The sequence below is a fragment of the Amycolatopsis kentuckyensis genome (assembly GCF_041679295.1).
GTDB classification, from domain to species: Bacteria; Actinomycetota; Actinomycetes; order Mycobacteriales; family Pseudonocardiaceae; genus Amycolatopsis; species Amycolatopsis kentuckyensis_A.
The window spans coordinates 384,087-409,956 of the sequence record NZ_JBGDMD010000003.1 but is presented as its reverse complement, the minus strand read 5'-3'; the positions used below and the strand labels follow the sequence as shown (position 1 = coordinate 409,956).

Below are 25,870 nucleotides of genomic sequence, written 5' to 3'. Positions count from 1 at the left end.
TCAGGCCGCCGGCAGCAGCGACTTGGGCCGGCCCGGCTGGGTCAGCCGTCCGGACAGCACGGCGCCGGCCAGGCTCAGCACGCCCGCCGCGGCGAAGGCGCCGACGAACCCGTGCGACGTCACGACGAGCGCGGCCAGCCCGATCCCGACCACCGCGCCGACGGCCTTGGCGGAATACAGTATCCCGAAGTTCTGGGCCGCCGACTCCTCGCCGAAGTATTCGCGCACCAGGCCGACCAGCAGCGTGTAGCAGCAGCCGTTGCCGAGCCCGGCGAGCGCGACGCCGAGCAGCAGCCCGGCGGCGTGCCGGTGCTCGCCCTCGTAGAAGAGGACGAACTGGGCGACACCGCCCGCGAGCAGCGCGAACCGCAGGATCCGGTGCCGGCCGAGCCGGTCGGCGAACCGGCCGATGAGCACCCGGCCACTGCCCGTGGCCGCGGCGAGCAGGGCCAAGGCGGCCGCGGCGAGCCCGGGCCCGCCGCGCTCGGCGACGAACGTCGCGAGGTAGGCCAGGTCGAACAGCAGCACCGCGGCCGCGAGCACGACGACCAGGTACAGCGCGAGGGTCGTCCCGCACCGGAACAGCTCGGCGGGCCGGTAGTGGCGGACGGCCGGGCGCCGGTTGTGCGCCCGGTCGAGAGCCCACGTGCGCGGCTCGGGCGTCGCGGGCCACCAGTGCCGCGGCGGGTACCGCAGCAGCAGGGCGCACCCGGCGATCACGACGAGGACGACGCCCGCGGTGACGTCGAGGAGCACCGGCCGCGCGGCCGGCAGGGCGGCGGCGAGCACGACGAAGGGCACGCTGCCGTAGGCGAACGCGCCGCTCACGACGCCCGCGCTGGGGGCGGTGCGGTCCGGGAACCAGGCCAGCACCGCGCCGACGCAGGTCGCGTAGACCAAGCCGGTGCCGAGGCCGCCGAGGACGGAGTAGCCGAGGAAGACGGTCAGCAGGCTGGTCGCGTGGCCGAGCGTCACGAGCCCGGCGGCGCAGAGCACGGCGCCGGCGGCCATCGCCGCGGACGCGGGGAGCAGGCCGCGCTCGCGCAGCCACGCCGTCGGAAAAGCGGCCCCGGCCTGGCAGATCGCCCACACCGCGAGCGAAAGCACGATGGCACCGAACGTCCACCCGTGCGCCTGGGTCAGCTGCGGGACGAGCGCGCCGAAGCCGTACTGCTGCACGCCGGCGGCCAGCATCGCCGCCCCGGCCAGCCAGGTGATCCACGTCCGCGGGCGGCCGAGCAGCTCCCGGTCGGACTCGCCGACGCGGTACCGCCGTCCGTAGACGTCCCGGAGCTCACGGACCTCGGCCATCGTGACCGCCTCCTCGGAACTCGCAACTGAAGATTGTATGCAGTATGGAGTAGTCTGAGTGTGCGCTCGTTGCGGCCGATTGTCCACAGGCTGGTTGCCGGGACGCCCAATCGGCGGGGAAAGCGCTTCGCGACGAGGACGCCCTCGGGGGCAGAACCGAAGGCGGCCCGGTGACCATCGAGGGAGGAGGCGGTCACCGGGCCGTGCTCCGGCGCGGTACCGGCCGCGCGGAGCACTGACAGTCTGGCGATCGGAGCCACCCTCCGACAAGCTTTACCGGCCGGGAAATGTCCGCGTCCGGTGGCTTTTTCGCGCCGGGACGACGGCGCGTGACCGCCGGCTACCCACCGGACCGGACGGGCGGGAAGATCCACATGCGACGGAGGGGATGTGGCGCCGCGGGACAGCCCGACCGGGACAGCCGCGGATCACCTCTGACCGGACGCGGCCCAACCCGATGGCAGCGCGCCCATTCGACGGAGCGGCGCGAGCCTCCGCGGCGGCAGCCGTACCCCAGCTCACCTGAGAGGGCCGGGATGACTACCCAGCCGCCCCCCATTTCGCGCGCCGGGAGCTCCCCGGCTCCGGGCGCGCGAAACCGACCTGCCGAACACCACCCGATCCGACCGCGCACTCACGCGCGCCGGGACCGAGGCAGCATTCCTTCTCCGACAACCGGTCCCGGTGTCAGGCCTTCTTGCGCGTCGCGCGCTTGCGTGCCGGCTTGGCCTCCACCGGCTCGGCCGCCGCGGCCTGGTCGGCCTCGAAGCCCGCGATGATCTCGCTCGACAGGCGGCCTCGCTCGGCCACCTCGTAGCCGTTCGCCTGCGCCCACTCGCGGATCTGGCGGTTGCGCTCGCGGTCGGTACCCGAGCCCGCCGAGCCCGACAGCGACTGGCCGGTCGCGAGGCGCACCTTGCGGCCGCCGGTCCGCCGCGCCGCGGCGACGTAGCGGGAGAGTTCGTCCCGGAGCGCGGAAGCGTTGCCCTCGGACAGGTCGATCTCGTACGTCACCCCGTCAAGGCTGAAGGGGACGGTCTGCGAAGCCTCGCTCCCGTCGAGGTCGTCCACCATCTCGACGTGCACCCGTTGCGCCATGGTTCGTCGTTCCTCATCTTCTCCAGAACACGGTCGGACAGACCCTAACCTGTCGAATCCCGTCCGGCACGCGCGACACCCGTGAAGCGTCCACAATGGCCGCCCGGGCGACCGCGTCGCCCCCGTCCAGAGTGACTGCAACCGAGCCGGAATGCGCGCCATCTTGTCGAATATTTGTTGTTGTGATATGTTTGAAATCAAATCGGTACCGTTGCCGCATGACCACCGACGACTTTCCCGGTATTGCACCCCGCGTCAGCCGGACGGCCTTCACCGCGGCCGCCGCGCGAGCGGCACATTTGCTCGTCGACGCCGGGCCCGTCATCTTCTCCGACACCCTCGCCGCGACACTCCTCGGCGACCGCGCCGAGGAACTCTTGGCCTACCACCACGTCCACGGCACGCATCCCGTCCTGGCCGGCGCCCGCGCCCAGGCGGTGTGCCGCGGCCGGTTCACCGAAGACCGGCTGCTTCGCGGCAATTCCGGTATAGACCAGTATCTGATTCTCGGCGCCGGGCTGGATTCGTTCGCCTATCGGAGCGTACCCGGACGATTCCGGGTCTTCGAGGTCGACCACGCGGCGACCCAGGCCGCCAAACGGGAACTGCTCGAGCACGCCGGCGTCGCCGTGCCCGCTTCGGTCACGTTCGTCCCGGTCGACTTCGAAGCCGATCCGCTCCGGGAACGGCTCGTCCAGAGTGGACTGGACCCGTTTCGCCCCGTGTTCGTGAGCTGGCTCGGTGTCACCGTGTACCTGACCCGGAAGGCGATTCTCGCCACATTGACGGATCTCGGCGGTTTCGCACCCGGATCGGAAATCGTGACCGATCACCTGCTTCCCCCGGAACTGCGGGACGCGGCCGGAAACGGCTACGCCGAGGCCGTCGCCCCGGTCGCCGCGGAACAGGGCGAGCCGTGGCGCACCTTCCTCTCCCCCGCGGCCATGGCCGATCTCCTGCGTGCGGCCGGTTTCGAAGTCGTCGAACAGGCCGGGCAGCGCGAGAGCGTGGCCCCGGAGCTGTGGAACCGCACCGACGCGCTGCGCCCCGCCGCGCTTTCCGCACTCGCCCACGCCCGCATTCCCGAAAGACCCGGAAACTGACGGTTTTCCCGTCAATCCGGCAGCAGCGGCACTTCGAGGTCGTCCGGGCGGCCGAGCAGGATCGCCCGGGTGACCGCCGCTTTGCCGAACCGGTCCCGCACCGCGTCCAAGGCGGTGTCGAGCTGGGTCGCCCGCTGACGCTCGAACGGCAGCGCCGGCTGGAACGGGTCTTCGTCGGCCAGGTTCGACAGCGCGGCGCCGAGCAGCGTGATGCCGCGGTCGGCGATCATCGGCAACGCGGCGACGAGCAGCTCCCGCGCCGCGGCGAGCAGCACGCCGGTGCCCGCCGTCGGGTCGTTGAGCGTGTGCGAGCGGGTGACCCTGGTGAAATCGGCGAAGCGCAGGCGGATCGTGACCGTCCGGCAGACGCGGCGGGCGGCGCGCAACCGGCGGGCGATGCGGTCGATGAGCGCCACGAGCACGACGTCGAGCTCCGCCGGAGTCCGTCTGCCGCGCCCGAGGGCCCGCTGGGCGCCGATCGACCGGCGCCGCCGGCCGACCTCGACGCGGCGCGGGTCCCGGTTGTGCGCCAGGTCGTGGAGGTGCCCGCCGGCCGCCCGGCCGAGCATGCTCACCAGGTCGACCGGCTCGGACGCGGCCAGCTGCCCGACCGTCGTGATGCCCCGCGCGCGCAGCTTCTCGGTGGTGACCTTGCCGACGCCCCACAGCGCGCCGACCGGCAGCGGGTGCAGGAACTCGAGCTCGGCGTCGTGCGGCACGACGAGCAGGCCGTCCGGTTTCGCGACGCGGCTGGCGACCTTCGCGAGGAACTTCGTCCGCGCAACCCCTACCGTGATCGGTAGCCCGGCACGCTCGGCGACGGTCGCGCGCAGCCGTTCGGCGATGTCACGGGGCCGTCCGCCGATCCTCGCCAACCCCCCGACGTCGAGGAAGGCTTCGTCGATCGAGAGGCCTTCCACCCACGGCGTGGTGTCGTGGAAGACGTCGAAGACGACCTTGCTCGCGGCCGAATACGCCGACATCCGCGGCGGCACGACGACGGCGTGTGGGCACAGCCGCCGGGCCTGCGCGCCGCCCATCGCGGTGCGCACGCCATAGGCCTTGGCCTCGTAACTCGCGGCCAGGACGACCCCGCCGCCGACGATGACCGGACGCCCCTTCAGCGCCGGGTCGTCGCGCTGCTCGACCGACGCGTAGAACGAGTCGAGGTCGGCGTGCAGGATGGGCCCCTCGGCGTCCGTCATAGAACATATGTTCGCATAAAGCGGGGCCAAAGTCCGCACGTCCGCCCGCCGCGGAACCCCTGCCGCCGACCGAAACTGAGCGTTTTCCCGGTTGTCGCCGCGCTGTTGCCCCGGTCACACTCGACGGATCGATTCACCCGACCACTGGGGGCGACATGTCCGAGAAGTGCCGATGCGGCGACCACCACGCGTGGGCCAGCCCGAATCCCGACGACCGCCCCGCGGCGGCGAGACAGCCCCTGCTGGCATCGACGCTGGCGGGCGAGGACCGCGACGAAGACGCCGGCCGGCTCGACCCGACCGACCGCGTCTCGTGCCGCACGCACCGCCGTTGGCTGCACGACTGCGTGGCATCCCCGGTGCACACGAACCCGGCGATCGGGTACCGCTGGTGCCGCAGTTGCGACCACCAGGCGCTGGTGGCGGTGGACGAGCTGACCGGCGAGGTGGCGATCCACTGCGGACTTTGCGGCCGTAGCCCGCGCAGCCGGGCCAACTTGGAGCTGGTGGAGTTGTGCCGGCGGAGCTTGGCGCTGGCCCGCTCGGGGCGGTTCCCGGAGACCGCGGCGGCGTGACGGTTTCCGGAGACCTCCGCATGGTTTTTGGTTTCCGGGACTGGCCGCGCGGTTGTCACGACGCGACAGTTCAGAAGGGTCGCTGACCCGCGGCAGGCAAAAAACCGCGAGTCCGGAACACCGCGGCGCGTGGCCGGCACAAGGCGATGGCTCCCGGTGGCCGTCGACGTGGCACTGCCATGATGCGGGGGTGCCCGAGATCGGAACCACCGCGCTGGTGATCCTGCTGCCCGCCGCCGAATCCGCGCTCGCCGTGGCCCGGCGGATCGATTCCGGCTTGGTGCGGCCCGGGTTGCCCGCTCACGTGACCGCGCTGTACCCGTTCCTTCCCGACGCCTCGCTGAGCGATGAGGTCCTGTCGGCGGTTCGTTCGCTTGCCGCCGCGACTTCTCCGGTTTCCGTCGAGCTGACCGACGTTCTGCCGGCGCCCGGTTTCCTGGCGCTTCCGGCCCCGTCGCTCCAGGCGGTCACCGATGCGGTTTGCGCCCGGTGGCCGGACGTTCCGCCCTACGGTGGGCGGTTCGGGCCTCGGCCGCCGGCGCACGTGACCGTCGCCATGGGCGGGGACGACGACACCCTCTCCCGCGTCGCCGCCGAAGTCCGGCCGTTGCTGCCGATGACCGGCCGTGCCGAAGCGCTGCAGTTGGTCGCCCTCACCGAGCGCGGGTGGGAACCGCGGCTGGAAGCGCCGTTCGGCGGGTGAGCGGTCCGCCCGCGCGAGTGTGGAGCTGCAGTCGCTGCACTTTCGTAGTTGCTACACCATTGAAGTCACTTCGCCGGGCTGGTCACCTCGTCGACCACGGCGCCGTCCAGCTTCCGGTACGCCCGCGCGATCGCCCGCAACCGCGCGACGTCAGCGGCGAACGGCTCCGCCTGCGCGGCCGACGGCGGCTCCTCCTCCCCCGGCTCGTCCGGCAGGTCGCGCACCAGCCGGGCCGCCGCCGGGGCCGGCAGCTCCGGCGTTACCCCGGCCAAGATCAACCCGTCGTTCGTCTCGCTCATCGCCGTCAACAGCCGCTCGCGACGCGACGGCCCGCCCGGGTCGATGCGGACGATCTCCGGGAACCGCCGCGTCAAGTGCGTCCGAAGCGGCCGAAGCAGGCGAAGCGTCTTCGCGTCGCGACGCCCGGCCACCAATCCCGGGACCGACGGGATCGTCAACCCCACCACGATCAGCAACACCGAGACCGCCGGGAAACCCACGTCGAGCGCGCACGGCAGCGTCGAGAACGGCCCGCGGCACAACGCCTTCACCGGGTGCTCGGCCTGCAGCGCCCCGATCGTCGCGACGACCTTGCCCGCGAGGTACGCGACCGCGAACGCCGAGGCCAGCAGCAGCAACGTCAACCCGGCGCGCAGCGCGCCGCCGCTCGCGCGGATCGTCACCGCCGACACCACGCCGATGTCGATCACCGCGAAGCCGAGGTAGACCGTGTACACGAAGACGTAGACGACCAGCGTCGGGTGCGTGCGGTACAGCTCGTCGAACAGGCCGATGCCGCGCGGCAGATCCGGCGTGCTGAAGAACATCACCGTCAGCAGGACCAGCGCGGTGCCGAGCGCCACCAGCCGGAGCCGGCCGCCGCGGTCGCGGGTGCCGCTGATCTCCGCGACCGTCAGGCCGATGCCGTAGGCCGCGACCATCGTCGCGAGGTTCGACAGCAGCCGCCCGAGGCTCGGGTAGATCTCGCTCTCGAAGAGCTGCGCCCGGTTGGACAGGAAGCAGAACGCCGCCCCCAGCGCGATGAGCGAGACGGCCAGCCCGGCCCCCGCCCCGGTGCGCCGGGCGCGGACCGCGCGCCAGATCCCGACCGCCAACGCGAAGAGCCCGACCCCGACGAACAGAATGTCGATCACGAGACGGCACTATCCCAGGAGTGCCGCCAGCCGCCTAGCCTGATCCGCCGCCCGGCCGGACGCACCCGGCTGAACGGCGGGCGGCTCGCTCGTCGCGGCGCTCATCAGCAGCACGGCGATCAGCTCGGCCTCGTACTCGTCGGTGCCGGTCGTCACGCGGGTGAGCAGGTGGGACAACGCCTGCGGCGCGAGGTCCGGGGCGAGCTGCGCGGCCTCGGATTCCGACATCTGGCAGGAGCCCGTGTGCGCGCACAGCATGTGGGCGAGCTCGTGGGCGATGATGTGGTCCTGGTGCAGCGCCGACGTGTGCTCGACGTACGCGATCAGGTCGTAGTCCGGGCGGGCCTGCCACGCGCCGGACGGGCGGCCGGGCCGGTATTCGACCGGGACGAGGTCGATTTCGCGGCCGCGCCAGGTCTCGAGGCGGTCGACCCAGGCGTTCATCGACCACGGACGCGGCACCGGGACGGCGGCGAGCAGCGCGCGCACCCGCGCGCGGGCACCGGCCCGGAGGTCCGTCAAGCCGCGCTCGTCGATGGGTCCTCCCCGGTCACCGGACGCCAGCCGGGTGCACCGGGGCGCCATCACGGACGAGGTCATCGTAGCCGACCGCGCGCGGTCACTCCGGCTTCCGGCGCCGGCCCTCGCGGTGCCGGGTTTCGTCGTAGCCGGCCAGCTGGTCGAGCAGCGCCGTCACGGTCTCGCGGTCGCGCGGCGAGAGCCGCATGGCGCGCTGGGCGAGGTTGCGCGCCTCGGTGTCGCGCCAGGCCACGACGTCCTCGACTTGGCGGTCGACCTGCCCGGCGACCTCGTCGTCGAAGAAGTAGGTCACCGGCACGCCGAAGAACTGCGCGAGGGCCTGGATGTGCGACCGCTTGGGGTCCTTGCGCGCGCCGACGGCGAGCTGCTGGACGTGGGTCGCCGACATCGTCACGCCGGTCTGCTCGGCGACGCCGTGCGCGATCTCCCGGTAGGAGTACGGCTTGCGGTCCGGCGGGTGCACGGTCGCGATCAACTGCGCCAGCCGTTCCGCGAAACTGCGCTCATCGCTCACCACACACCACCTTCGGCCAGGAAACGTGACAACCGTCAGCCTAGCTGTCCCGAAAACTTGACACAGCCTGTCCCGGAAAGACTACGATACTCCTGTTCGGTGTTTCGAAAACAGGACACCGGAGCCCGGGGTGGCGCTGCGGCCGCAGGGTGATGTCACGTGGTCGCTGGGGGTGGCCACGCGCCGCACCGTGCTCCCGCCGCGCCACCCCACCTCAGCCCACTCCCATCGCCGTCGCCAGCTTCGCGAGGTCGTCGCGCAGGCCCGGCACGGCGTCGTCGGTGACGCAGCCGGTGGAGAACTCCACGTAGAGGTCGTCGACCTCGGGGATGTCGACCTCGAAGTCGATGTCGTCCGGACCGAGCCGCTCGAGGTACTGGTCCGGGTCCATCCCCGCCGCCTGCCGGAGCCGCGCTTCGACGGCGCCGGCCGTGGGTGTCCGGCCTTCCAGCTTGAGGTGCAGGTCGGCGGCGCCGGGGTCCGGGCCGAGCACGAGGTCGTTGGTGCGGTCGCAGGGCCATTCGGTGAAGTCGCGGGAGACGTCCGGCAGCGGCGCGAAGCCGGACAGGCCGGTGGCGAGTTCGTTGATCGCCGCGGACGTCGGTCCCGGCGGGAAGGGGCCGCGGTCCAGGGACCGGTCGAACAGCTGGAACCCGAACCAGGCACCGAAGAACAGCCAGATCCCGAGAGCGAAGGCCAGGAACCCGCCGCCGACGCCGAGGCGCGGCGAGTGGTCCCGCGCGTAGGACGCGGGGTCGACACCGTACCGGACTTCGAGGTCGGGGAGCTTGTCGCGCAGGGCGGCGAGGAAGGTTTCGGCGGCTCGGTGGTCGCGCCAGCGGGTGCGCACGCGGCCTTGGCCGGCGCGGAATTCGACGACCTCGCGGTCGAAGTCGCCGGACGGCCGGAGCGCGACGATCAGCCCGACCACCAGGGACGTCGGGATCCAGAAGGCGAGCCAGAACGGCTTGGCCGACACCGCCCCGCGCCGGACGTCGGTGATCGCGCTGTACGGGACCTGCGTCCGGTCGAAGGCGATGGCGTCCGGGAGGAAGGTCGCCACGGGTGGCCAGGCCCGGCCGAGCAGCCAGGCGACGACGGCGACGAGGACGTCGAGCGCGACGCCGATCCAGAAGAAGGGCCGCTCGGGCGCGACGGTGATGCCGTAACCGTGCCAGGCGGCGAAGGCGAGTGCGACCACGACGAGGACCCACGTCCAGCGGCGGGCGCGGGAGAGGGGGACGACCCGGGTCGTCGTGTCCGGCATGGCGGGAGGGTAGCGGGGTGTCGAGGCGGGGTGGCGCGGCAAAAGTACCGCCGCGGCAAAGGGGGGTTCGGCCGACGGTCGCGTCCGCCCACCGGCCATCTCGCGCGCCCGGCGCCACCAAGCCGAAAGTTCCGGCCCGGTGGCGCCGGCTGGGCGGACCTCGCCGACGCCGAAGGCCCGGTGAATCAGCTGCGGTAGACGCCGAACTCGTACAGCGAGTAGCCGTACGCGGTGCCGCGCTGGGTGGCCGACATCCGGACGTACCGGGCGGTGGCGGCGATCGCGAGGTCGTCGGCGCCGCCGTCGCCCGACGTCGTCGAGTACACCGTCCGCCAGCTCGCCGCGTCGTCGCTGACCTGGATCTCGTACGCCTTCCCGAAGGCGGCCTCCCAGATCAGCTGGACGTGGTCGAACGCCTGCCGGCCGCCCAGATCCACCTGCAGCCACTGCGGATCGGCCCACGCGCTCGCCCAGCGCGTCGCGGTGTCGCCGTCCGTGGCGGCCTGCGGCGGGTAGGGCGCGCCGGGGCCGTCGGCCTGGTAGGTCGACGCCGTGGTCGCCCTGCCGCGGGCCAGGTTCGTGCCTGGCACCGGCGGGGCGACCACGCGCAGCGACCGCGTCTCGATGCCGACGTCGCCGTGGCCGTCCCGGGCGTAGAGGTAGATCTTCCAGACGCCCAGCTGCTGCGGCGCGGTGACGGTGAACGTGCCGTTCCCGGTGAACTGCGCCGGGATCAGGCCCGAAGCGTTGTTGATGTACTTGCTGTTGTAGCCCATGGTGTAGGTGATCGGGTCGCCGTCCGGATCGGACACGTTCGCCGTGAGGGTGAACGTCGAGCCGGCCGGGACGTCGGTGACGCGGCCGAGGTTCATCGACGAGATCACCGGCGGCGTGTTGCCGCTCGTCTGTCCACTGTAGAGCCTGCGGACGGCGTACCAGGAGAGCCGCTTCTCGTTGCCGGTCGTGATGTTGAACCAGACGCCGCCGAAGTCGCCTTCGGTGCCGTAGTGGAACAACGTCGCGCCGAGCGCCACACCCGGATGCGCGAGCACGCAGTTCCAGGCGTTGACGTACCCGTCGCGCTTCTGCTGGTCGGTCGGTTCCGTGGGCACGCCGTTGACGTCGTTGGGCACCTCCCACTCGCCGGCCGGGCCGGTCTCGGTGATGATGTACGGCTTCGTGTAGCCGCCCGCGAGCCAGTCCTGCTTCACCTGGCAGACCTGGGCGTAGGAGTTGACGGAGTAGAGGTCGAGGCTCGGCGCGTACGCCTTGTAGTACGGCCACGCGCCGGTCCAGGCGTCGGTCGAGGTGACCGGGTGGTTGGTATCGATCGCGTGGATCGCTTGCGCGGCTTGGTCGACGAACCGCGTGTAGGCGATCCGGTTCTGCTCCAGTTGCGTGCCGGAGTAGCAGTTCTGCATGCCGAGGATCGACTCGTTGCCGACGTTCCACATCAGCACGCCGGGGTGTGCTTTGTAGGCGGTGACCCACTTCTGGATCTCGGCGAGCATCGTGTTCTTGTAGTTCGTGTCGGTGGTGTAGTCGACGCAGCCGCCGCTGCCCGGGCCGCCGCCGGGTTGCAGCCAGAAGCCGGCCACGACCTTGATGCCGTTGGCCGCGGCGGCGTCGAACAGCGGCTGGCTGCTGCCGTCGGTGCCCCAGGTGCGGACGGTGTTGACGCCGATCGAGTGCAGCTCCGGCATCCGCGTTGCCGCCTCGCTCACCGGCGGACCCCACGTCAGGCCCTTCACCGTCCACGGCGCGCCGTCGACGCTCAGCTGCCAGTTGCCCTGGCTGCCGGTCACCTTCGTGACGCCGGGGCCGCCCGGCGTCGAAGTCCCCGGGGTGCCGCTGACCTGGAACTCCCACAGCGAGTAGCCGTAGCCGCCGGCGCGGTGGGTGCCGTAGAGGCGGACGTACCGGCCGTGGCCGGTGACGGCGAAGTTCTGGATACCGCCGGTTGCGGTGGTCGTGCTGTACACGGTCCGCCAGGTACCGGCATCGTCGGAAACCTGGATTTCGTAAGCGGTCGCGTAAGCGGCTTCCCAGTTGAGCGTGACTTGGCTGATGTCGGCGGGCGCGCCGAGGTCGACCTGCAGCCACTGCGGGTCGCTCCAGGCGCTGGCCCAGCGGGTGCCGGCGTCGCCGTCGACGGCCGCGGACGCCGGGGTGCCCGCGCCTTCGCTGCTCGAGGCGGTGGCCGGTCTGCCTTGGGAAAGCAGGGTGGCGGCGTGCGCCGGGGACGGGCCGGCGAGCAACCCCAGCACCAGCAGGGCCACCAGCGCCGGGACGGCACGGAGGAGCGACGGTCGGTCCACGATGACTCCCGTACGACAAGGGGAACGGAGGGGGAGAGCGCTCTCCGGCGCGATCGATGGTTCGGCACGCGCCCCCGCGTTGTCAAGATTCGCCCGCGAACCCGACAATGACTGTCCGGCGGGCCATCCGGGTGCTCCTTGACACGGCCGGGGCCGGGTGCGCATGCTGTGGGAGAGCGCTCTCCCATCCTTGGCACCTCACCGTGGAGGACCCTTGGCATCGAAAATCGCGCTCCTCGCCTGCACCGCCGCCACCGTGCTGGCAGGCGCCTTCCTGACCGCGGCCACCTGGTCGCCCGCCGGCGCGGACGACCTGGTGACCCACCACGAGTTCCAGGTCAACTGCTCCCCCAGTCACCACCAGCCGGACGACCCGATCGTCTTCCCCGGGCTGCCCGGCGCGTCGCACGACCACACGTTCCTCGGCAACAAGACCACCAACGCCGCGACGACCCTGCAGTCGCTGCAGAACGCCGGCGTCGGCAACACGACGTGCCTGGCGCCGGACGACCTCTCGGCGTACTGGTTCCCGACCGTCCTGAACGGCAACCAGGTGGTACTGCCGAACTTCGCGCAGGTCGTCTACTACAAGTCCGGCATCCTCGACTACACCAAAGTCGTGCCGTTCCCGCGCGGGCTGCGGTACGTCGTCGGCAGCGTCACCGCGACGCAGGACGAGTTCCAGCACGCGACCGGCGCCGTCGAGGGCTGGGAGTGCGGCGACAGCTTCCACAACTGGGACATCCCAGTCCGGTGCGTCGACGGCAGCCAGCTCAACATCCGCTACCAGGCACCGAGCTGCTGGGACGGCGTCCACTTGGACTCGGCCGACCACAAGAGCCACCTGGCGTACCCGGACCGGGCGACGCTGACGTGCCCGGCCGACCACCCGGTGCCGGTGCCGATGCTCGAGTTCAAGATGGCGTTCCCGGTCAGCGGCGACATGTCCGGCGTGCACCTGGCCAGCGGGCGCGGGTACTCGTGGCACTACGACTTCTTCAACGCATGGGACCCGCCGACGCTGGAGGCCCTGGTGAAGCACTGCATCAACGGCGGCCTGCAGTGCGACCCGCGCGGGTTCGACCTCTACAAGCCGGACCGCGGCACGGTGCTCGGGCCGAACTACCGGCTGCCCGGCCGTCCGTGAGACGGCCGCTCCTGGGGGCGGCGGTGGTGGCGCTGATCATGGGCGGTTGCGCCACCACCGGCCCCGCCGCCCCCGCCGCTTCGCCCTTCAACCCGACCGATGTGGCGTGGCTGCAGCTGGTGGTGCCGATGACCGAGAACGCGCTGGCGGCCGCCCGGCTGGCGCCGTCGCACGCGGCGGGCCCGGCGGTGCGGGCGGCCGCGGACTCGGTCGCGGCACCGTCGGAGCGACTGCTGACGCGGCTGAAGGCGGCCCGCGACCGGGCGGGACTGCCGGCCACGGATGTCCACAGTGGACATCGAATGCCGGGGATGGTCACGGCGGCGGATCTCGTGGCGTTGCGGACCGGGACCGGGGCGCAGTTCGACCGGCGCCTGGTCGCGTTGCTGCGGGCCCACGCGGCACAGCTCGTGGTGCTGGCGCGCGGCGAGCAGACCTCGGGCGGGGATGCGGAAACCCGGGAACTCGCCGCCGAGGTCGGCGCCGAAGGGGCGCGCCAGGAGCAGGCACTGACCAGGCTCGACTGACCGGAGCCGAAGCAACGGCCCGAGCCGCGCGTCGCCATGAGCGCGGCTCGGGCCGTGGAGGTCACTCAGCCCACGGGGTGACCGAGCCGGGCGCCGTCGAGGCCACCACCCCACGTGGTGGCCTCGACGGCCATACCGGCTCCGCCCGCCGGCAGTCTCAGTAGGTCACGGTCACCGGCCCGTGCCCGCCGTGGGCCGTGACCGTCAACGTCTGCGTCGCCGCGTCCCACTTCCAGCTCTGCGAAGGCGCCCAGCCCTCGCCGACCCGGACCCGCGCCGGCGCCGACGTCACGCCGAGGAACTTCACCGTCCACTCGCGCGAAGCGACCTGGGACCGGCCCCGCGTCGGCTCGACCGTCACCGTGTGGGCGCCGCGCCGCTCCGAGTACGTGATCCGGGTCGTCGAGCTGTGCTTCGACGAGCTCCCGTCGTCCTCGTACAGCGAGAACGATCCCGACGCACCCGGCGCCACGGTGACCGTCGCGCGGTTCAGCGGGTTCTGGACGTCGTTGGTCACGTCCGCCGTGCGGGTCACCGTGATGCCGCCCGCGCGGACGAACACCGGCATCGTCCCCAGGTCGGACGTCACCTGCTGGGTCGATCCGCCCTGGTAAACCTTGCCGCTGAAGTAGTCCGTCCACTGCCCCGGCGGGAACCAGACCGGCGTCGTCGCCGACGTGCCCGGCGACGTCACCGGCGCCACCAGCATGTCCGGGCCGTAGAAGTACTCGCTCGCCGCCGCCGCGTAGGCCGCCGGGTCGTCCGGGTACTCCACGTACGTCGGCCGCACCACGGGAACGCCCGTCGTCGCCGCCTGCTGCGCGAGCGTGTAGGTGTAGGGCACCAGGTTCTCGCGCAGGTTGAGGAACTTCTTCGCCGACGCGTTCGCCGCGTCGCCGTACTGCCACGGCAGCCGGTCGCTGTGGTTGCTGTGCAGCCGGTCGATCGGCTGGAACGTGCCGAGCTGCACCCACCGCGCGTACAGGTCGTCGGGCAGCTTGAACGTCTGGTGCTGCTGCCCGCCGGAAGTGTACGTCTCACTGCCGCGCAACCCGGTCGTGTCGTTGTGGCCACCGATGTCGTGGCTGATCGGCGACAGGCCCGTCGCGGCCGACTCGGCCGGGGTGATCCCGACCTCCATCCGCAGCGTGCCCCACGTCGACGACGTGTCCCCGGTGAAGTGGACCGTGCTGCGCTTGTCGGCCCACGGTCCGGTCGACAGCCCGACCGGGCCGCCGTAGCCGCCGGCCTGCAGCGAACCGTACGCCCGCGAAGTCGCGAAACCCCGCTCGATCGCCGGCGCGGACAGGTCGGCGTACTTCTGGTTGATGTAGGAGTCCGGCGTGACGCCCGGCAGGCTGGACTTCGCCGCGTCGCAGCACCAGTCGAGCCACCAGAAGTCATTGCCCTGGTTCATCATCTGGCCGTGCAGGTCCAGGTACGCCTTCAGCTGGTCGGGGTCGCCCCAGTCGAAGACGTAGCAGTCCGTTCCGCAGTTCGACTTCGCCAGCTTGCCCTTCGCCGTCGCCTGCGCGCGGGCGAACTGCGGGTCCGAACCCATGATGCTCGGGTGGATGTTCAGCGTGTTGTGCAGGCCCTGCGAGTGCGACCAGGCGAAGAACGCCGCCGGGTCCGGGAACTTGTTCGTGTCGAACTGCCAGCCGTTCCACGTGTCCGGCGCCTTGAAGTCGGTGTCGGTCACCAGGACGTCCAGCGGGACGCCTTCGCTGCGGAAGCGCGGCAGGATCCGGTCGCGGTAGTCGGCCGCGGTGCGGTCGATGTACTCGGAGTACCAGACGCCGTAGGCCCAGCGCGGCAGCAGCTCCGACGGCCCGGTCAGGGTCGCCAGGTCCCGCAGCCCCGCCTTGTAGTCGTGGCCGAACGTGAAGACATAGCCGTCCTGGTACGGGTTCCCGCCGTGCGTCGGCCGCTGCGTCACCTTCTCGGTCGCGGTGTCGTACAGCGCGGACGGGCTGTCGTCGAGCAGGTACCAGCCGTCCTGGTGCAGGAGCCCCTCGGTGAGCGACGGCGTGCCGTTGTCGCCGTTGACGCCGTCGAGGCCGCGGCGGTAGCCGCCGAGGGTGAGGTGCGGTTGCGGGACCGCGGCCCCGGTGCGCGTCACCGCGACGGTGTCGACGTTGACGTGGCAGCTCGTGTCGTCGGGGCAGCCCAGGACGACGTCGTTCGTGCCCGCCCGCAGGTCCACCGGGACCGAGGCGGTACCCCAGGTGTCCCAGTTCGCGGTGGCCGGCATGGACAGCGTGCGCGTCACGCCGGCCGAGCCGACCGTCGCGGTCCGCGTCTGGTGCAGGCCGTCTCCGCCGGTGCCGTTGGCGTACCGGACGTCCAGCTGGTACGTGCCGGCGGCGGGGACGTCGACGACGCGGTGGGTCAGCGACGAGCCGCGGTTGAGCTCGGCGACGAACCCGCGCCCGGCGTACCCGGCGTGGTCGGTCGCGACGACGGCCGAGCCGGTGCGGAGCGCGGATTCGGCTTCGCAGCTGACATCCAGGGCGCAGCCGGTGAACGCGCGGGCCGAGGACGGCGGGAAGGGCGCCCCCGCGGAAAGCACCGCGACGGCGTCGACGTTGACGTTGCCGGAGTCGCTCGCGGTCCGCTCGAGGCGGACGCTGTGCCGGCCGGCACCGAGGGTGACCGGCACCGACGCGGTGGCCCAGCTGTTCCAGTCGGCCGTCGTCGGCAAGGTGAGCTTCTGCGCTGCCCCGCCGTCGACGGACACGCTGAGGGTGCGCGTGACGTGCTGGCCGTCCCCGCCGGTGCCGTTGGCATAGCGGGCGGTGAAGGTGTACGTCCCCGCCGCGGCGGCCGAGACGTCGGCGGTGGCCGAGGTGCCGGCGCTTTCGAAGCCGGCGAGGAAGCCCTCGCCGGTGTAGCCGGTGTGGTCGGTGGCGACGCCCAGCCCGTCGGCCGTCAGGTCTTCGCCCTCGCAGAGCGCGCCGGTCGCGCAGGTCAGGTGCCGCCACGGCGCCGCGGTCACCGGGGTGCCCGCCGTCGTCTTGAGCTGGAGGTTGCCGGCGTCGAACGGGCCGGAGTTCAGCTTGTAGGTCAGGGTCGTCGCGCTCGTGCGGATGGTCAGCACGCCGTTCGCCGTCGTCGAGGTGAACGGCGGGGGCGTGAACGAGCCGCGGCCGACGGCGTTGAACGTGGCGGCGTCGGTGAACCGGCCGTCGCCCGCGTACTCCGTGCGGATCAGGGTCGGGGACAGGACCTGGAAGCGCGCGTTCCCGGCGGTGACGGTCTGGCGCGCGGCCGGACCGGCATCGGCGGGGGTGGCGACGGTGACGACCGCGGCGGTGACCGCCAGGACGCTCACCAAGTGGAGGGCTCTCACTGCTCTCGGCCGCACGGCGGAACTCCGTTCCGGTCTGGGGACCAGTTTTACAACGTTGGAAAAGGCGTCCCGATCTGAGCACAGCGGGGGGACGCCTGTCCAGACCGGTGAGCGGAACTGTCCGGACAGGCCGGAGTCCGTGCCCGGCAGGCCACGCGGGCGGAGCATCGGGGCGAACCGGTGACGGGGGTGGTGTCGGGTCAAGCCGAGTCGCGGAGCACCAGCTCCGGGTCGAAGATCACCGACTCCGCGCGCCGCTCGGGGTCGGCCATGCGCTCCAGCACCATCCGGGCCATCGCCGCGCCCATCTCCTCCACCGGCTGGCGGACCGTCGTCAGCCGCGGACGGCAGCTCAGCGCCACCCGGCTGTCGTCGAAGCCGATCACCGCCACGTCGTCCGGGACCCGGCGGCCCGCTTCGCGCAGCACCGTCAACGCGCCGTACGCCATCAGGTCGTTGGCCACGAACAGCCCGTCCAGCGCCGGTTCCTCGGCCAGCAGCCGCTCCATCGCGCGCTCGCCGCCGTGCTCGGTGAAGTCGCCCTCGGCCACCGCCACGTACGCGTGGCCGTGGCGGGCCATCGCGTCGCGGAAGCCGGCCAGCCGGTCCTGGCCCGCCGGCGTCCCCGCCGGGCCCGCGATCGTCGCGACCCGGTGGCACCCGCGAGCCACCAGCCGGTCCGCGGCCAGCCGGGCGCCGTCCTGGTGGGCGACGTCGACGTAGCTCACCGGCGCCGGGCGGCCGGGCCGCGCGAACAACGCCGTCGGCACCCCCGCGTCGGTCAGCATCCGCGGCAGCGGGTCCTCGGCCGGGTGCAGCGAGATCAGCAGCACCCCGCTCACCTGCTCCTGCCGCAGCTTCGGCACGAGCTTCTCCCGCTCTTCGTCGCTGTCGACGAGCATCAGCAGCGGGTGCAGCCCCTGCGGGCGCAGGTGCGCGACCACGCCTTCGACCACGCGGCCGAAGAACGGGTCGCCGAACACGCCGCCGAAGGCTTCGACGTGCCGGTCCGGCTCGGACACCACCAGCGCGACCCCGCCCGTGCGGCGGGTGACCAGCGAGCGGGCCGCGCGGTTCGGCACGTACCCGGTGGCCGCGATGGCGCGTTCGACGGTCTCCCGCAGCTTCGGGTCGACGTTGCGCACGCTGTTGACCACGCGGGACACTGTGGCCCGCGAGACGCCGGCGACCCGCGCGACGTCCTCCAGGGTCGGCGGCGCCGAGGGCGGGTGCGTCGTCACCCCTTCTTTGTAGCATGCTGTGAGAGCGCTCTCCCAGTACCGCGCCGATGACAAATGTCATGGACGGCCGATGCGGGACGGCACTGCCCCGGAACCGCCCGCGAGACGAGCATTTCCGGCATGACCACCACCACTCGCCCTGGGTCCCGCTTCCGGCCCGTTCTCCTGCTCACCGGCGGCTACGTCGCCCTCAGCGTCCTCACGCTCGTCGCGATCGTGCTCCTGCGGAACGACCACGCGCTGGTGACCGACGCGGTCTGGGTGCGCGCCACCCTCGTCGTCGCCAGTTCGCTGCTGACGTTCGCCTTCGCCCGCAGCGCGGCCCGCGGGTCGCGGAAGGGCCTGCTGAGACTGCGGATCGTGGCCGCGGTGATGCTCGTGGCGATCGTCGTCATCGTCGCCCTGCCCGGGTTGTTCCCGGTGTGGCTGCGGATCGAGCAGGCCGTCTGCGGACTCCTGCTGCTCGGTGTCACGGTGCTCGTCAACGGCCGGTGGGCGCGGGGCCGGTAGCGTGCCGGTGGTGGACAGGACGGAACCGGCCGACGTGCAGCGCTGGGTGCGCGGCTGGCGGGTGATGGTGCTCGACGCGGGCATGCTCGTCTACCCGGCCGTGACCGTGCCCGGCGTGCTGCAGCACTCGACCGGCCACGCGGCGGTCGCGGGCTGCGTGCTCGTCGCCGTCTTCGTCGGCTGCTACGTCCTCGCGGCGCGGGCGGCGGCGCAGCGAGCGCCGCGGCGGTTCTGGCCACTGCTGGGGGTATTGGCCGTCCTGTTCGCCGCCGCGCTGCCTTTCGCCCACGCCGAGGCGTTCTTCCTCGCCACCGTCGTCGTGTCCCTGGCCGTGCCGCGGCTCCCCCGCCACTCCGGCGCGCTCGTGGCCGTCACCGCGACCGCGGCGCTGGTCGTCCCGTGGGTGTTGTGGGACGGCCCGGGGTGGACGCAGGCCGTCGCGCTCGTCTTCACCGTGCTGGTGGTCTACGCCTTCGCCGAAGCGGTCCGGGCCAACGCCGCCCTCGTCGAGGCGCGCGCCGAGGTCGCGCGGCTGGCGTCGGAAGCCGAACGCACCCGCATCGCCCGCGACCTGCACGACCTGCTGGGCCATTCGCTCACCGCGATCACCGTCAAGAGCACCCTCGCCCGGCGGCTCGTGGACGCCGACACCGCCCGCGCGGGCGAAGAGATGACCGCCGTCGAGACGCTGGCCCGCCAGGCGCTGACGGACGTCCGCGCGGCGGTGTCCGGCTACCGCGAGGTCACCTTGGCCGGCGAGCTCGCCCGCGGCCGCGAGCTGCTGCGCGCGTGCGGCGTCGCCGCCGACCTGCCGACCGCGACCGACGTCGTCGGCCCGGCGCACCAGGAGCTGTTCGGGTGGGTCGTGCGGGAGGGCCTGACCAACGTGGCCCGGCACGCCCGCGCGACCCGCTGCACGGTCACCGTCTCGGAGTCCACTGTGGAGGTCGTCGACGACGGCGTGGGCGGCTCCCCCGAGGAAGGCTCCGGGCTCGCCGGGCTCCGCGAACGCGTCCGCGCCGCGGGCGGTCAGTTCCGGGCCGGGCCGGTGCGGCCGCGCGGCTGGCGGCTGCGGGTGACGGTGTGACCATCCGCCTGCTGCTCGCCGATGACCAGGAGCTGGTCCGCCAGGCGCTGTGCGCGCTCCTCGCGCTCGAGGACGACTTCGAGGTGGTCGCGTCCGTCGGCCGCGGCGACGAGGTCGTCGGCGCGGCCCGCGAGCACCGGCCCGACGTCGCGCTGCTGGACATCGAAATGCCGGGCCTGGACGGCCTTTCCGCCGCGGCGGTGCTCGCCGCGCAGGTGCCGGACTGCCGCGTCGTCATGCTCACGACGTTCGGCCGCGCGGGCTACCTGCGCCGCGCGATGGACGCGGGCGCGGCCGGGTTCGTCGTGAAGGACGCCCCGGCCGACGTCCTCGCCGACGCGATCCGCCGCGTCCGGGCCGGTGAGCGCGTGGTCGATCCCGCGCTGGCGGTCGCGACGCTCGCGGCGGGCGAGTCGCCGCTGACCGCCCGGGAACGGGACGTGCTCGTCACCGCCCGGACCGGCGCGACGATCGCCGAGATCGCGTCCCGGCTGTACCTGTCCGAAGGCACGGTGCGCAACTATGTCTCGGCGGCGATCACGAAGACCGGCGCGCGCAACCGCGTCGAGGCGGTGCGGATCGCCGACGAACGCGGCTGGCTCTGATCGGCCCGGTGCGGAGGTGCGGACGCGGACCTGCGCGCGGGGAACCACGCGGCGCTCGACCAGATCCGCGAGGACCTCGGCGTTCCCGCGATCCACTGCGGAGCTCGGGCCGGAACACGGTCCGTATGCTGGGGTGATGGATCCGGACAACGGGCCGCGGGGTGATCGTGGGGATGCCTGGAGGCTGGACCGGGCGGAGCTGGCTCGCGAACGGGAGCGCGTGGGGGCCGTGGCACTGCGGACGACGGCGTGCTGCCTGGTCTGGATCCCGGCTCTCGCGTTCTGGCTCTTTTCCTACGTCGTCAGCGACGGTGACGCTGCCCCGAATACTGCGACGACCATTTTGGCATTCTGTCTGGTTGCGGTGTCTTTGTGTTTCACACCGGGCGCGGTGTTGTGGTGGGTGCGCTACGAGTCGGTCCGGCGCACCGGCTGGCGAGCCGCGACGGTCACGGCGGTGAGCGTGGCCCCGAGGGGGTGCCTCGCTCTTCCTTTCCCACAGCCGAACAACGCCAGGAGTCTCGACTACGTCGTCCACTACCGCGACGGCGGTGGTGCGCGGCTGCGGGGTGGTGCCAGCATCTGGCACAGCCCTCCGCTGGTGGCCTTCGACAGTGCGCAACCCGCGTGGGTCGGGGGCTCGGGCCGCTCGATCGTGGTCCTGTTCGCCGACAGTCGCTGGGGCCCCCGCCGTCCGCGCGCCGTACCCGCGAAGTTCTTCGCCGTCCTTCCCGCACGCTCGCAGTAGCGGAAGACCGCGCGGACGCGAGTCAGCTGCGCAGCCGGGCCTCCGCCGCGGCCCAGTCACCGGTACCCGACGGCTCGTAGCGCCTGACCTCCTGGGTTTCCCGCACCAGCGCCCGCATCGACGCCAAGTCCGGCAGGTCCTCCCCCAGCGCACGGGCCTGGACCAGCACGTTGCCCAGCGCCGCCGCTTCGACCGGGCCCGCCAGGACCGGGACCCCGCACGCGTCCGCCGTCAACTGGCACAGCAGCTCGTTGCGCGCGCCGCCGCCGACGATGTGGACCACGTCGATCGTGCGGCCGGTCAGCGAGGCCGCCTGGCGCAGCGTGCGCCGGTACGCCAGCGCCAGGCTGTCCAAGATGGACCGGACCATCGCACCTCGCGAAGACGGCGGCCGCTGGCCGGTCGCCTCGCAAGCCGCGACCAGCCGGGCCGGCATGTCGCCGGGCGGCAGGAACTCCGGGGCGTCGATGTCCACCACCGCCGCCAACGCGGGCGCCGCGGCCGCCGCCGCGAGCAGGCCGGGAAGGTCCGAAGTGGACCACGTCCGCAGCGTCTCCGACAGCACCCACAGGCCCATCACGTTGCGCAGGAAGCGAATGGTGCCGTCGACACCACCTTCGTTCGTGAAGTTCGCGGCCAGCGCCGCGTCGCCCAGCTCCGGCGCGGGCAGTTCCAGGCCCGCCAGCGACCACGTCCCCGAGGAGATGTAGGCGAAGTTCGTCCCCGGCGACGCGGGCACGGCGACCACCGCCGACGCCGTGTCGTGCGAGCCGACGGCGACCACGGGGACGCCGGCCAGTTCGCGGGCCTTGCCCACGACCGTGCCCGGGTCGCGCAACGGCGGGAGCAGCCGGGGCGGGATCCCGGCTCGCGACGCCAGCGAAAGAGCCCACGTCCGCGCCCGGACGTCGTAGAGCTGCGTGGTCGACGCGTTCGTGCGTTCCGCCCCGATCTCCCCCGTCAGCCAGTAGTTCAGCAGGTCCGGGATGAGCAGCACGGTCGCCGCCGCCTCGAGCCGGTCGCCTTCGGCCACCAGCTGGTACAGCGTGTTGAACGGCAGCTGCTGCAGCCCGGTGACGTCGTAGAGCTCCCGGTCGGGCACCGGCACGGTGATGCCGTCGGTGCGCGGGTCGCGGTAGTGGACGGGGTTGCCGAGCAGCGCGCCCCGCTCGTCGAGCAACCCGTAGTCGACCGCCCACGAGTCGATGCCGACACCGTCGAGAGCACCGGCCTCCCCGATCCCGGCAAGGGTTTCGCGGTACAGGCCGAGGATGTCCCAGTACAACACCGGCCCCGCCCGGACCCCGCCGTTCGGGAACCGCCGCACCTCCGCCACTTCCAGCACCGACGATCCGACGGTCCCGGCCATCACGCGCCCGCTGGACGCGCCCAGGTCGACGGCCGCCAACCGCTTCACGGGTTCACCACGGTCAGCTCCAAGCCGAGCAGGTCCGCGACGGCCGCCAGCTCGCCCACGCGGTGGCCGGTGCCGAGGGCCCAGTGGTGCGCGATGCCGCTGGCCGACCAGGCGTCGGTCCACTCCCCCGGGTCGCAGCCGAAGTCCACGCGGGACGTCGTGTTCCCGATCCGCAGCAGCGGCCCGGGCACGACCGTGCCCTCGGACGCGATGAGCGTGAACGTCCCGTCGCGCCGCTGCCCGAGCCCGCACAGCGTCACCGGCCCGTGCTTGACGTCGAACTCGACCGACACGCCCCAGCCGCGCTTGCCGTGGTAGACGCCGAGGCCGCGCAGCAGCGGCTTGCGCGCGCTGATGCCGAGGTGCGCCGGCCCGTCGTGGCCCATCTCGACGACGTCGTCCCGGAAGTTCAGCGCCTGCAGCTCGGTGAACGACCCGCCCGCGCCGAGCCGGTCCATGACGAGCATGGCCAGGGACGTCCGCAGCTCGTACTCGCCGACGGCCGGGATGCCGCGCGCGGTCAGCAGGGACGCGCCGAGGATGAACCCGGCGCCGACGCGTTCGTGCGTCTCGCCGTCCAGACCGCGGTGGTAGTAGGCCAGGGAGTCGAGCGAGAAGTCCTCGACGAGCCGGTCGAGCGCCACCGAGACCCGGGCGCCCCAGGCGAAGTCTTCGTCCACAACGGACTCGTCCACAGTGAACACTTCACGCGCCAGGGCCACGCGCGCAGCGGTCTCGTCGTCGGTGACCTTCTCCACGCGCACCCGCAGGTCGTCGATCTCCAGGATCTCGACGTGGCCGCCGAGCTGCCCGGACACCAGGGTCGGGTCGGTGGAGACGTCCATCATGCCCGGGTAGAGGTGCCCGAGCAGGCCGTGGCGCCCGTGCCGGAGCGCCGCCCGGACGCCGGCCGCCTTGATCCACCGTTCGATCTTCGTCCACGCACGGGTGTCCTCGAGGTAGCCGGACACCGAGCGGAACTCGACGCCCAGCCGACGGAACGCGTTGGCCATCTCCGGCAGCGGGCAGGCTCCGCAGTACGCCAGCCACGCGCCGGTGTCGAAGGAGTCGTGGTCCATCGCCTCGGTCGGCTGCAGGTTCAGCAGCAACACCGGCGCGCCCGAGCGCTGCGCGACCGGCGCCAGCATGCTCGACGTGAGGTAGGTCGTGAGGAACCCGATGATCAGGTCGCACCCGGCGACCCGGAGCTTCTCGGCCGCGGCGGCGCCTTCGGCCGCGTCCGAGACGAACCCGGCGTCGACGACCTCGCAGTCCATTCCGGACAGCCGGTCCGCGACGCGCCGGGCCGACGCCTCCAGTTGCGGCAGCAGCGCGGGGAACTGCGGCCAGTACGCGCCGAGCCCGCCGGCGACGAGCCCGACGCGGGTCTTGCGCGGCGTGATCCGGTCGAGGGTCATCGAACCTCCTTAACGCAGGAACGCGGCGGCCACCCCGGCGTCCACCGGCACGTGCAGCCCGGTGGTGTGGGTGAGGTCGCCGCCGGTGAGGGCGAACACCGCGGCCGCGACGTGCTCGGGCAGCACCTCGCGCTTGAGGATGGTCCGCTGGGCGTAGAACTCGCCGAGCTTCGACTCCTCGACGCCGTAGACCGCGGCGCGCTGGGCGCCCCAGCCGCCGGCGAAGATGCCGGAGCCCTGGACGACGCCGTCGGGGTTGACGCCGTTGACGCGGATGCCCTGCCCACCCAGTTCGGCGGCCAGGAGCCGGACCTGGTGGGCCTGGTCGGCCTTCGCGGCGCCGTAGGCGACGTTGTTCGGGCCGGCGAACACCGAGTTCTTCGACGAGATGTAGACGATGTCGCCGCCGATGCCCTGGTCGATCATCGCCTTGGCCGCCGCGCGCGCGACCAGGAACGAGCCCTTGGCCATCACGTCGTGCTGCAGGTCCCAGTCGCGTTCGGTTGTCTCCAGCAACGGCTTCGAAATGGACAGCCCGGCATTGTTCACGACCAGGTCGATCCCGCCGTAGGCGAGCACGGTCGTGTCGACCGCCGCCTGCACCGCCGCGGCATCGGCAACGTCGGCGGTGACAGCAGTGCCGCCGATCTCCGCCGCGACCTCTGCCGCCGCGGCACCGTTCAGGTCAGCGATCGTCACACACGCACCCTCGGCGGCGAGCCGCTGAGCGATGGCCTTGCCGATGCCCGAACCGGCGCCGGTGACCAGGGCGATCCGCCCGGCCAGAGGCTTGGGCTTCGGCATCCTCCGCAGCTTCGCTTCTTCAAGCGCCCAGTACTCGATCCGGAATTTTTCACGTTCCGGGATCGGCGCGTAGGTCGAGACGGCCTCGGCGCCCCGCATGACGTTGATCGCGTTCACGTAGAACTCGCCCGCCACCCGCGCGGTCTGCTTGTCCTTGCCGAACGAGAACATCCCGACACCCGGAACCAGCACGATCGCCGGATCCGCCCCGCGCATCGCGGGCGAGTCCGGAGTGGCGTGCCGCTCGTAGTAGGCGCGGTATTCATCGCGGTACTCCGCGTGCAGTTCCTTCAGCCGCGCGACGACGTCCTCGACGGCCGCGGTCGCCGGGAGGTCCACGACCATCGGCCGGACCTTGGTGCGCAGGAAGTGGTCCGGGCACGACGTGCCCAGCGCGGCCAGTGGCGCGAGCTTCTCCCGGGACAGGAACTCCAGCACCACCTCGCAGTCGGTGTAGTGCCCCACGACCCGCTGGTCGGTCGAGGCCAGCCCGCGGATCACCGGCGCCAACGCGGCGGCTCGGGCATGCCGCTCGGCTTCCGGGAGAGCTTCGAACCCGGGGGCGACCGGGCCGAACGGCTCAGGAGCACCTCGGGAAGCGAGGAACTCCTCGGCGGTCCGGATGATCTCGAGGGAGTTCCGCTCGCACTCTTCGGAGGTGGCGCCCCACGCGGTGATGCCGTGTCCGCCGAGGATCACCCCGATGGCCTGCGGGTTGGCCGTCTTGACCGCGGCGATGTCCAGCCCCAGCTGGAAACCGGGCCGCCGCCAGTCGACCCACGCCACCCGGTCGCCGAAGCATTCCTTGGTCAGGGCGGGGCCGTCGGCCGCGGTGGCGAGGGCGATCCCGGAGTCGGGGTGCAGGTGGTCGACGTGGGCGGCCTCGACGAGACCGTGCATCGCCGTGTCGATCGAGGGAGCGGCGCCGCCCCGGCCGTGCAGGCAGTAGTCGAACGCGGCGACCATTTCGTCCTCGCGCTCGACGCCCGGGTAGACGTCGACCAGGGACCGCAGCCGGTCCAGCCGCAGCACGGCGAGCCCGGACTCCTCGAGCGTCCCGAGGTCGCCGCCGGAGCCCTTGACCCACAGCACCTCCGTCGGCGCGCCGGTCACCGGGTCGGTGACGGCACCCTTGGCCGAGGTGTTGCCGCCGGCGTAGTTGGTGTTGCGCGGGTCGGCCCCGAGCGCGTTGCTGCGCGCGATGAGCTGCTCCGGCACGGTCATCC

At 72.3% G+C, this 25,870-nt stretch carries 22 protein-coding genes; 9 read left to right on the top strand and 13 right to left on the bottom strand.

Going from position 1 to position 25,870, the window contains the following annotated elements; all coding sequences use genetic code 11:
- On the bottom strand, positions 1-1,311 hold the full coding sequence (locus tag ACERZO_RS13515) for an OFA family MFS transporter (protein WP_372664960.1): 1,311 nt from the start codon (positions 1,309-1,311) through the stop codon (positions 1-3).
- A gap of 687 nt (positions 1,312-1,998) precedes the next feature.
- Positions 1,999-2,409, bottom strand: a complete 411-nt coding sequence (locus tag ACERZO_RS13510) for a histone-like nucleoid-structuring protein Lsr2 (protein WP_372664959.1) — start codon at positions 2,407-2,409, stop codon at positions 1,999-2,001.
- A gap of 218 nt (positions 2,410-2,627) precedes the next feature.
- On the opposite strand from ACERZO_RS13510, the gene ACERZO_RS13505 reads away from it, so the two are divergent.
- Positions 2,628-3,512 carry a class I SAM-dependent methyltransferase gene (locus ACERZO_RS13505; protein WP_372664958.1) on the top strand — a complete coding sequence of 295 codons (885 nt, stop codon included), beginning with the start codon at positions 2,628-2,630 and terminating at the stop codon, positions 3,510-3,512.
- 11 nt (positions 3,513-3,523) lie between these two features.
- On the opposite strand, the gene dinB is transcribed toward ACERZO_RS13505, so the two are convergent.
- Entirely contained in the window at positions 3,524-4,717 is a 1,194-nt protein-coding gene (dinB, locus tag ACERZO_RS13500) for a DNA polymerase IV (protein ID WP_372664957.1), read from the bottom strand.
- 155 nt (positions 4,718-4,872) lie between these two features.
- On the opposite strand from dinB, the gene ACERZO_RS13495 reads away from it, so the two are divergent.
- Both ACERZO_RS13495 and ACERZO_RS13490 read left to right on the top strand, forming a co-directional pair.
- Complete coding sequence (locus ACERZO_RS13495; RefSeq protein ID WP_372664956.1) at positions 4,873-5,292, top strand: hypothetical protein; 420 nt, start codon at positions 4,873-4,875, stop codon at positions 5,290-5,292.
- A gap of 190 nt (positions 5,293-5,482) precedes the next feature.
- Complete coding sequence (locus ACERZO_RS13490; protein ID WP_372664955.1) at positions 5,483-5,995, top strand: 2'-5' RNA ligase family protein; 513 nt, start codon at positions 5,483-5,485, stop codon at positions 5,993-5,995.
- A gap of 65 nt (positions 5,996-6,060) precedes the next feature.
- Here ACERZO_RS13490 and ACERZO_RS13485 read toward each other — a convergent pair whose 3' ends face one another.
- The 5 genes from ACERZO_RS13485 to ACERZO_RS13465 form a co-directional block, all read right to left on the bottom strand.
- Entirely contained in the window at positions 6,061-7,149 is a 1,089-nt protein-coding gene (locus ACERZO_RS13485) for a hypothetical protein (protein ID WP_372664954.1), read from the bottom strand.
- 9 nt (positions 7,150-7,158) lie between these two features.
- Positions 7,159-7,749, bottom strand: coding sequence for a hypothetical protein (locus ACERZO_RS13480; protein ID WP_372664953.1), 591 nt, complete (start codon positions 7,747-7,749; stop codon positions 7,159-7,161).
- Positions 7,750-7,768: 19 nt separating this feature from the next.
- A complete protein-coding gene (locus ACERZO_RS13475; protein WP_372664952.1) occupies positions 7,769-8,203 on the bottom strand; it encodes an XRE family transcriptional regulator in 435 nt (144 codons plus the stop codon).
- A gap of 214 nt (positions 8,204-8,417) precedes the next feature.
- A complete protein-coding gene (locus ACERZO_RS13470) occupies positions 8,418-9,470 on the bottom strand; it encodes a hypothetical protein (RefSeq protein ID WP_372664951.1) in 1,053 nt (350 codons plus the stop codon).
- 185 nt (positions 9,471-9,655) lie between these two features.
- Positions 9,656-11,788 (bottom strand): discoidin domain-containing protein, encoded by a 2,133-nt coding sequence (locus tag ACERZO_RS13465; protein WP_372664950.1) that lies wholly within the window; start codon positions 11,786-11,788, stop codon positions 9,656-9,658.
- Between the two features lie 214 nt (positions 11,789-12,002).
- Between ACERZO_RS13465 and ACERZO_RS13460 the strand changes: the two genes are divergently transcribed.
- Both ACERZO_RS13460 and ACERZO_RS13455 read left to right on the top strand, forming a co-directional pair.
- Complete coding sequence (locus ACERZO_RS13460; RefSeq protein WP_372664949.1) at positions 12,003-12,935, top strand: DUF1996 domain-containing protein; 933 nt, start codon at positions 12,003-12,005, stop codon at positions 12,933-12,935.
- Complete coding sequence (locus tag ACERZO_RS13455; protein ID WP_372664948.1) at positions 12,932-13,462, top strand: DUF305 domain-containing protein; 531 nt, start codon at positions 12,932-12,934, stop codon at positions 13,460-13,462. Before ACERZO_RS13460 ends, ACERZO_RS13455 begins: the two co-directional genes overlap by 4 nt.
- Positions 13,463-13,619: 157 nt before the next feature.
- Here the strand turns inward: ACERZO_RS13455 and ACERZO_RS13450 are convergent, their stop codons facing one another.
- Entirely contained in the window at positions 13,620-16,796 is a 3,177-nt protein-coding gene (locus ACERZO_RS13450) for a TIM-barrel domain-containing protein (RefSeq protein WP_372664947.1), read from the bottom strand.
- A 218-nt stretch (positions 16,797-17,014) separates the two neighbouring features.
- Positions 17,015-18,055, bottom strand: coding sequence for a LacI family DNA-binding transcriptional regulator (locus tag ACERZO_RS13445; RefSeq protein ID WP_372664946.1), 1,041 nt, complete (start codon positions 18,053-18,055; stop codon positions 17,015-17,017).
- Positions 18,056-18,175: 120 nt separating this feature from the next.
- Here ACERZO_RS13445 and ACERZO_RS13440 point away from each other — a divergent pair, with 120 nt between their 5' ends.
- The 4 genes from ACERZO_RS13440 to ACERZO_RS13425 all read left to right on the top strand — a co-directional run bounded on the left by ACERZO_RS13440 (position 18,176) and on the right by ACERZO_RS13425 (position 21,005).
- Entirely contained in the window at positions 18,176-18,565 is a 390-nt protein-coding gene (locus tag ACERZO_RS13440; protein WP_372664945.1) for a hypothetical protein, read from the top strand.
- Between the two features lie 10 nt (positions 18,566-18,575).
- Positions 18,576-19,652: a sensor histidine kinase gene (locus ACERZO_RS13435; RefSeq protein WP_444843222.1), complete on the top strand. Its 1,077-nt coding sequence runs from the start codon at positions 18,576-18,578 to the stop codon at positions 19,650-19,652.
- Positions 19,649-20,257, top strand: a complete 609-nt coding sequence (locus ACERZO_RS13430; protein ID WP_372664943.1) for a response regulator — start codon at positions 19,649-19,651, stop codon at positions 20,255-20,257. Before ACERZO_RS13435 ends, ACERZO_RS13430 begins: the two co-directional genes overlap by 4 nt.
- Before the next feature lie 136 nt (positions 20,258-20,393).
- Positions 20,394-21,005 (top strand): hypothetical protein, encoded by a 612-nt coding sequence (locus ACERZO_RS13425; RefSeq protein WP_372664942.1) that lies wholly within the window; start codon positions 20,394-20,396, stop codon positions 21,003-21,005.
- 22 nt (positions 21,006-21,027) lie between these two features.
- On the opposite strand, the gene ACERZO_RS13420 is transcribed toward ACERZO_RS13425, so the two are convergent.
- From ACERZO_RS13420 to ACERZO_RS13410, 3 genes are read right to left on the bottom strand one after another with little or no spacing between them, the layout of a single operon-like run.
- On the bottom strand, positions 21,028-22,413 hold the full coding sequence (locus ACERZO_RS13420; protein ID WP_372665568.1) for a rhamnulokinase: 1,386 nt from the start codon (positions 22,411-22,413) through the stop codon (positions 21,028-21,030).
- A 5-nt stretch (positions 22,414-22,418) separates the two neighbouring features.
- A complete protein-coding gene (locus ACERZO_RS13415) occupies positions 22,419-23,840 on the bottom strand; it encodes an arabinose isomerase (protein WP_372664941.1) in 1,422 nt (473 codons plus the stop codon).
- Positions 23,841-23,849: 9 nt separating this feature from the next.
- Positions 23,850-25,868 (bottom strand): bifunctional aldolase/short-chain dehydrogenase, encoded by a 2,019-nt coding sequence (locus ACERZO_RS13410; RefSeq protein WP_372664940.1) that lies wholly within the window; start codon positions 25,866-25,868, stop codon positions 23,850-23,852.
- Positions 25,869-25,870: the final 2 nt, after the last annotated feature.

What these genes read in the sequence shown, in the direction of transcription:
- ACERZO_RS13440 (WP_372664945.1), top strand. Translation starts at nt 18,176, where the DNA reads ATGACCACCACCACTCGCCCTGGGTCCCGCTTCCGGCCCGTTCTCCTG.
- ACERZO_RS13515 (WP_372664960.1), bottom strand. Translation starts at nt 1,311, where the DNA reads ATGGCCGAGGTCCGTGAGCTCCGGGACGTCTACGGACGGCGGTACCGC.
- ACERZO_RS13415 (WP_372664941.1), bottom strand. Translation starts at nt 23,840, where the DNA reads ATGACCCTCGACCGGATCACGCCGCGCAAGACCCGCGTCGGGCTCGTC.
- ACERZO_RS13510 (WP_372664959.1), bottom strand. Translation starts at nt 2,409, where the DNA reads ATGGCGCAACGGGTGCACGTCGAGATGGTGGACGACCTCGACGGGAGC.
- ACERZO_RS13480 (WP_372664953.1), bottom strand. Translation starts at nt 7,749, where the DNA reads ATGACCTCGTCCGTGATGGCGCCCCGGTGCACCCGGCTGGCGTCCGGT.
- ACERZO_RS13505 (WP_372664958.1), top strand. Translation starts at nt 2,628, where the DNA reads ATGACCACCGACGACTTTCCCGGTATTGCACCCCGCGTCAGCCGGACG.
- ACERZO_RS13470 (WP_372664951.1), bottom strand. Translation starts at nt 9,470, where the DNA reads ATGCCGGACACGACGACCCGGGTCGTCCCCCTCTCCCGCGCCCGCCGC.
- ACERZO_RS13425 (WP_372664942.1), top strand. Translation starts at nt 20,394, where the DNA reads ATGGATCCGGACAACGGGCCGCGGGGTGATCGTGGGGATGCCTGGAGG.
- dinB (WP_372664957.1), bottom strand. Translation starts at nt 4,717, where the DNA reads ATGACGGACGCCGAGGGGCCCATCCTGCACGCCGACCTCGACTCGTTC.
- ACERZO_RS13495 (WP_372664956.1), top strand. Translation starts at nt 4,873, where the DNA reads ATGTCCGAGAAGTGCCGATGCGGCGACCACCACGCGTGGGCCAGCCCG.
- ACERZO_RS13410 (WP_372664940.1), bottom strand. Translation starts at nt 25,868, where the DNA reads ATGACCGTGCCGGAGCAGCTCATCGCGCGCAGCAACGCGCTCGGGGCC.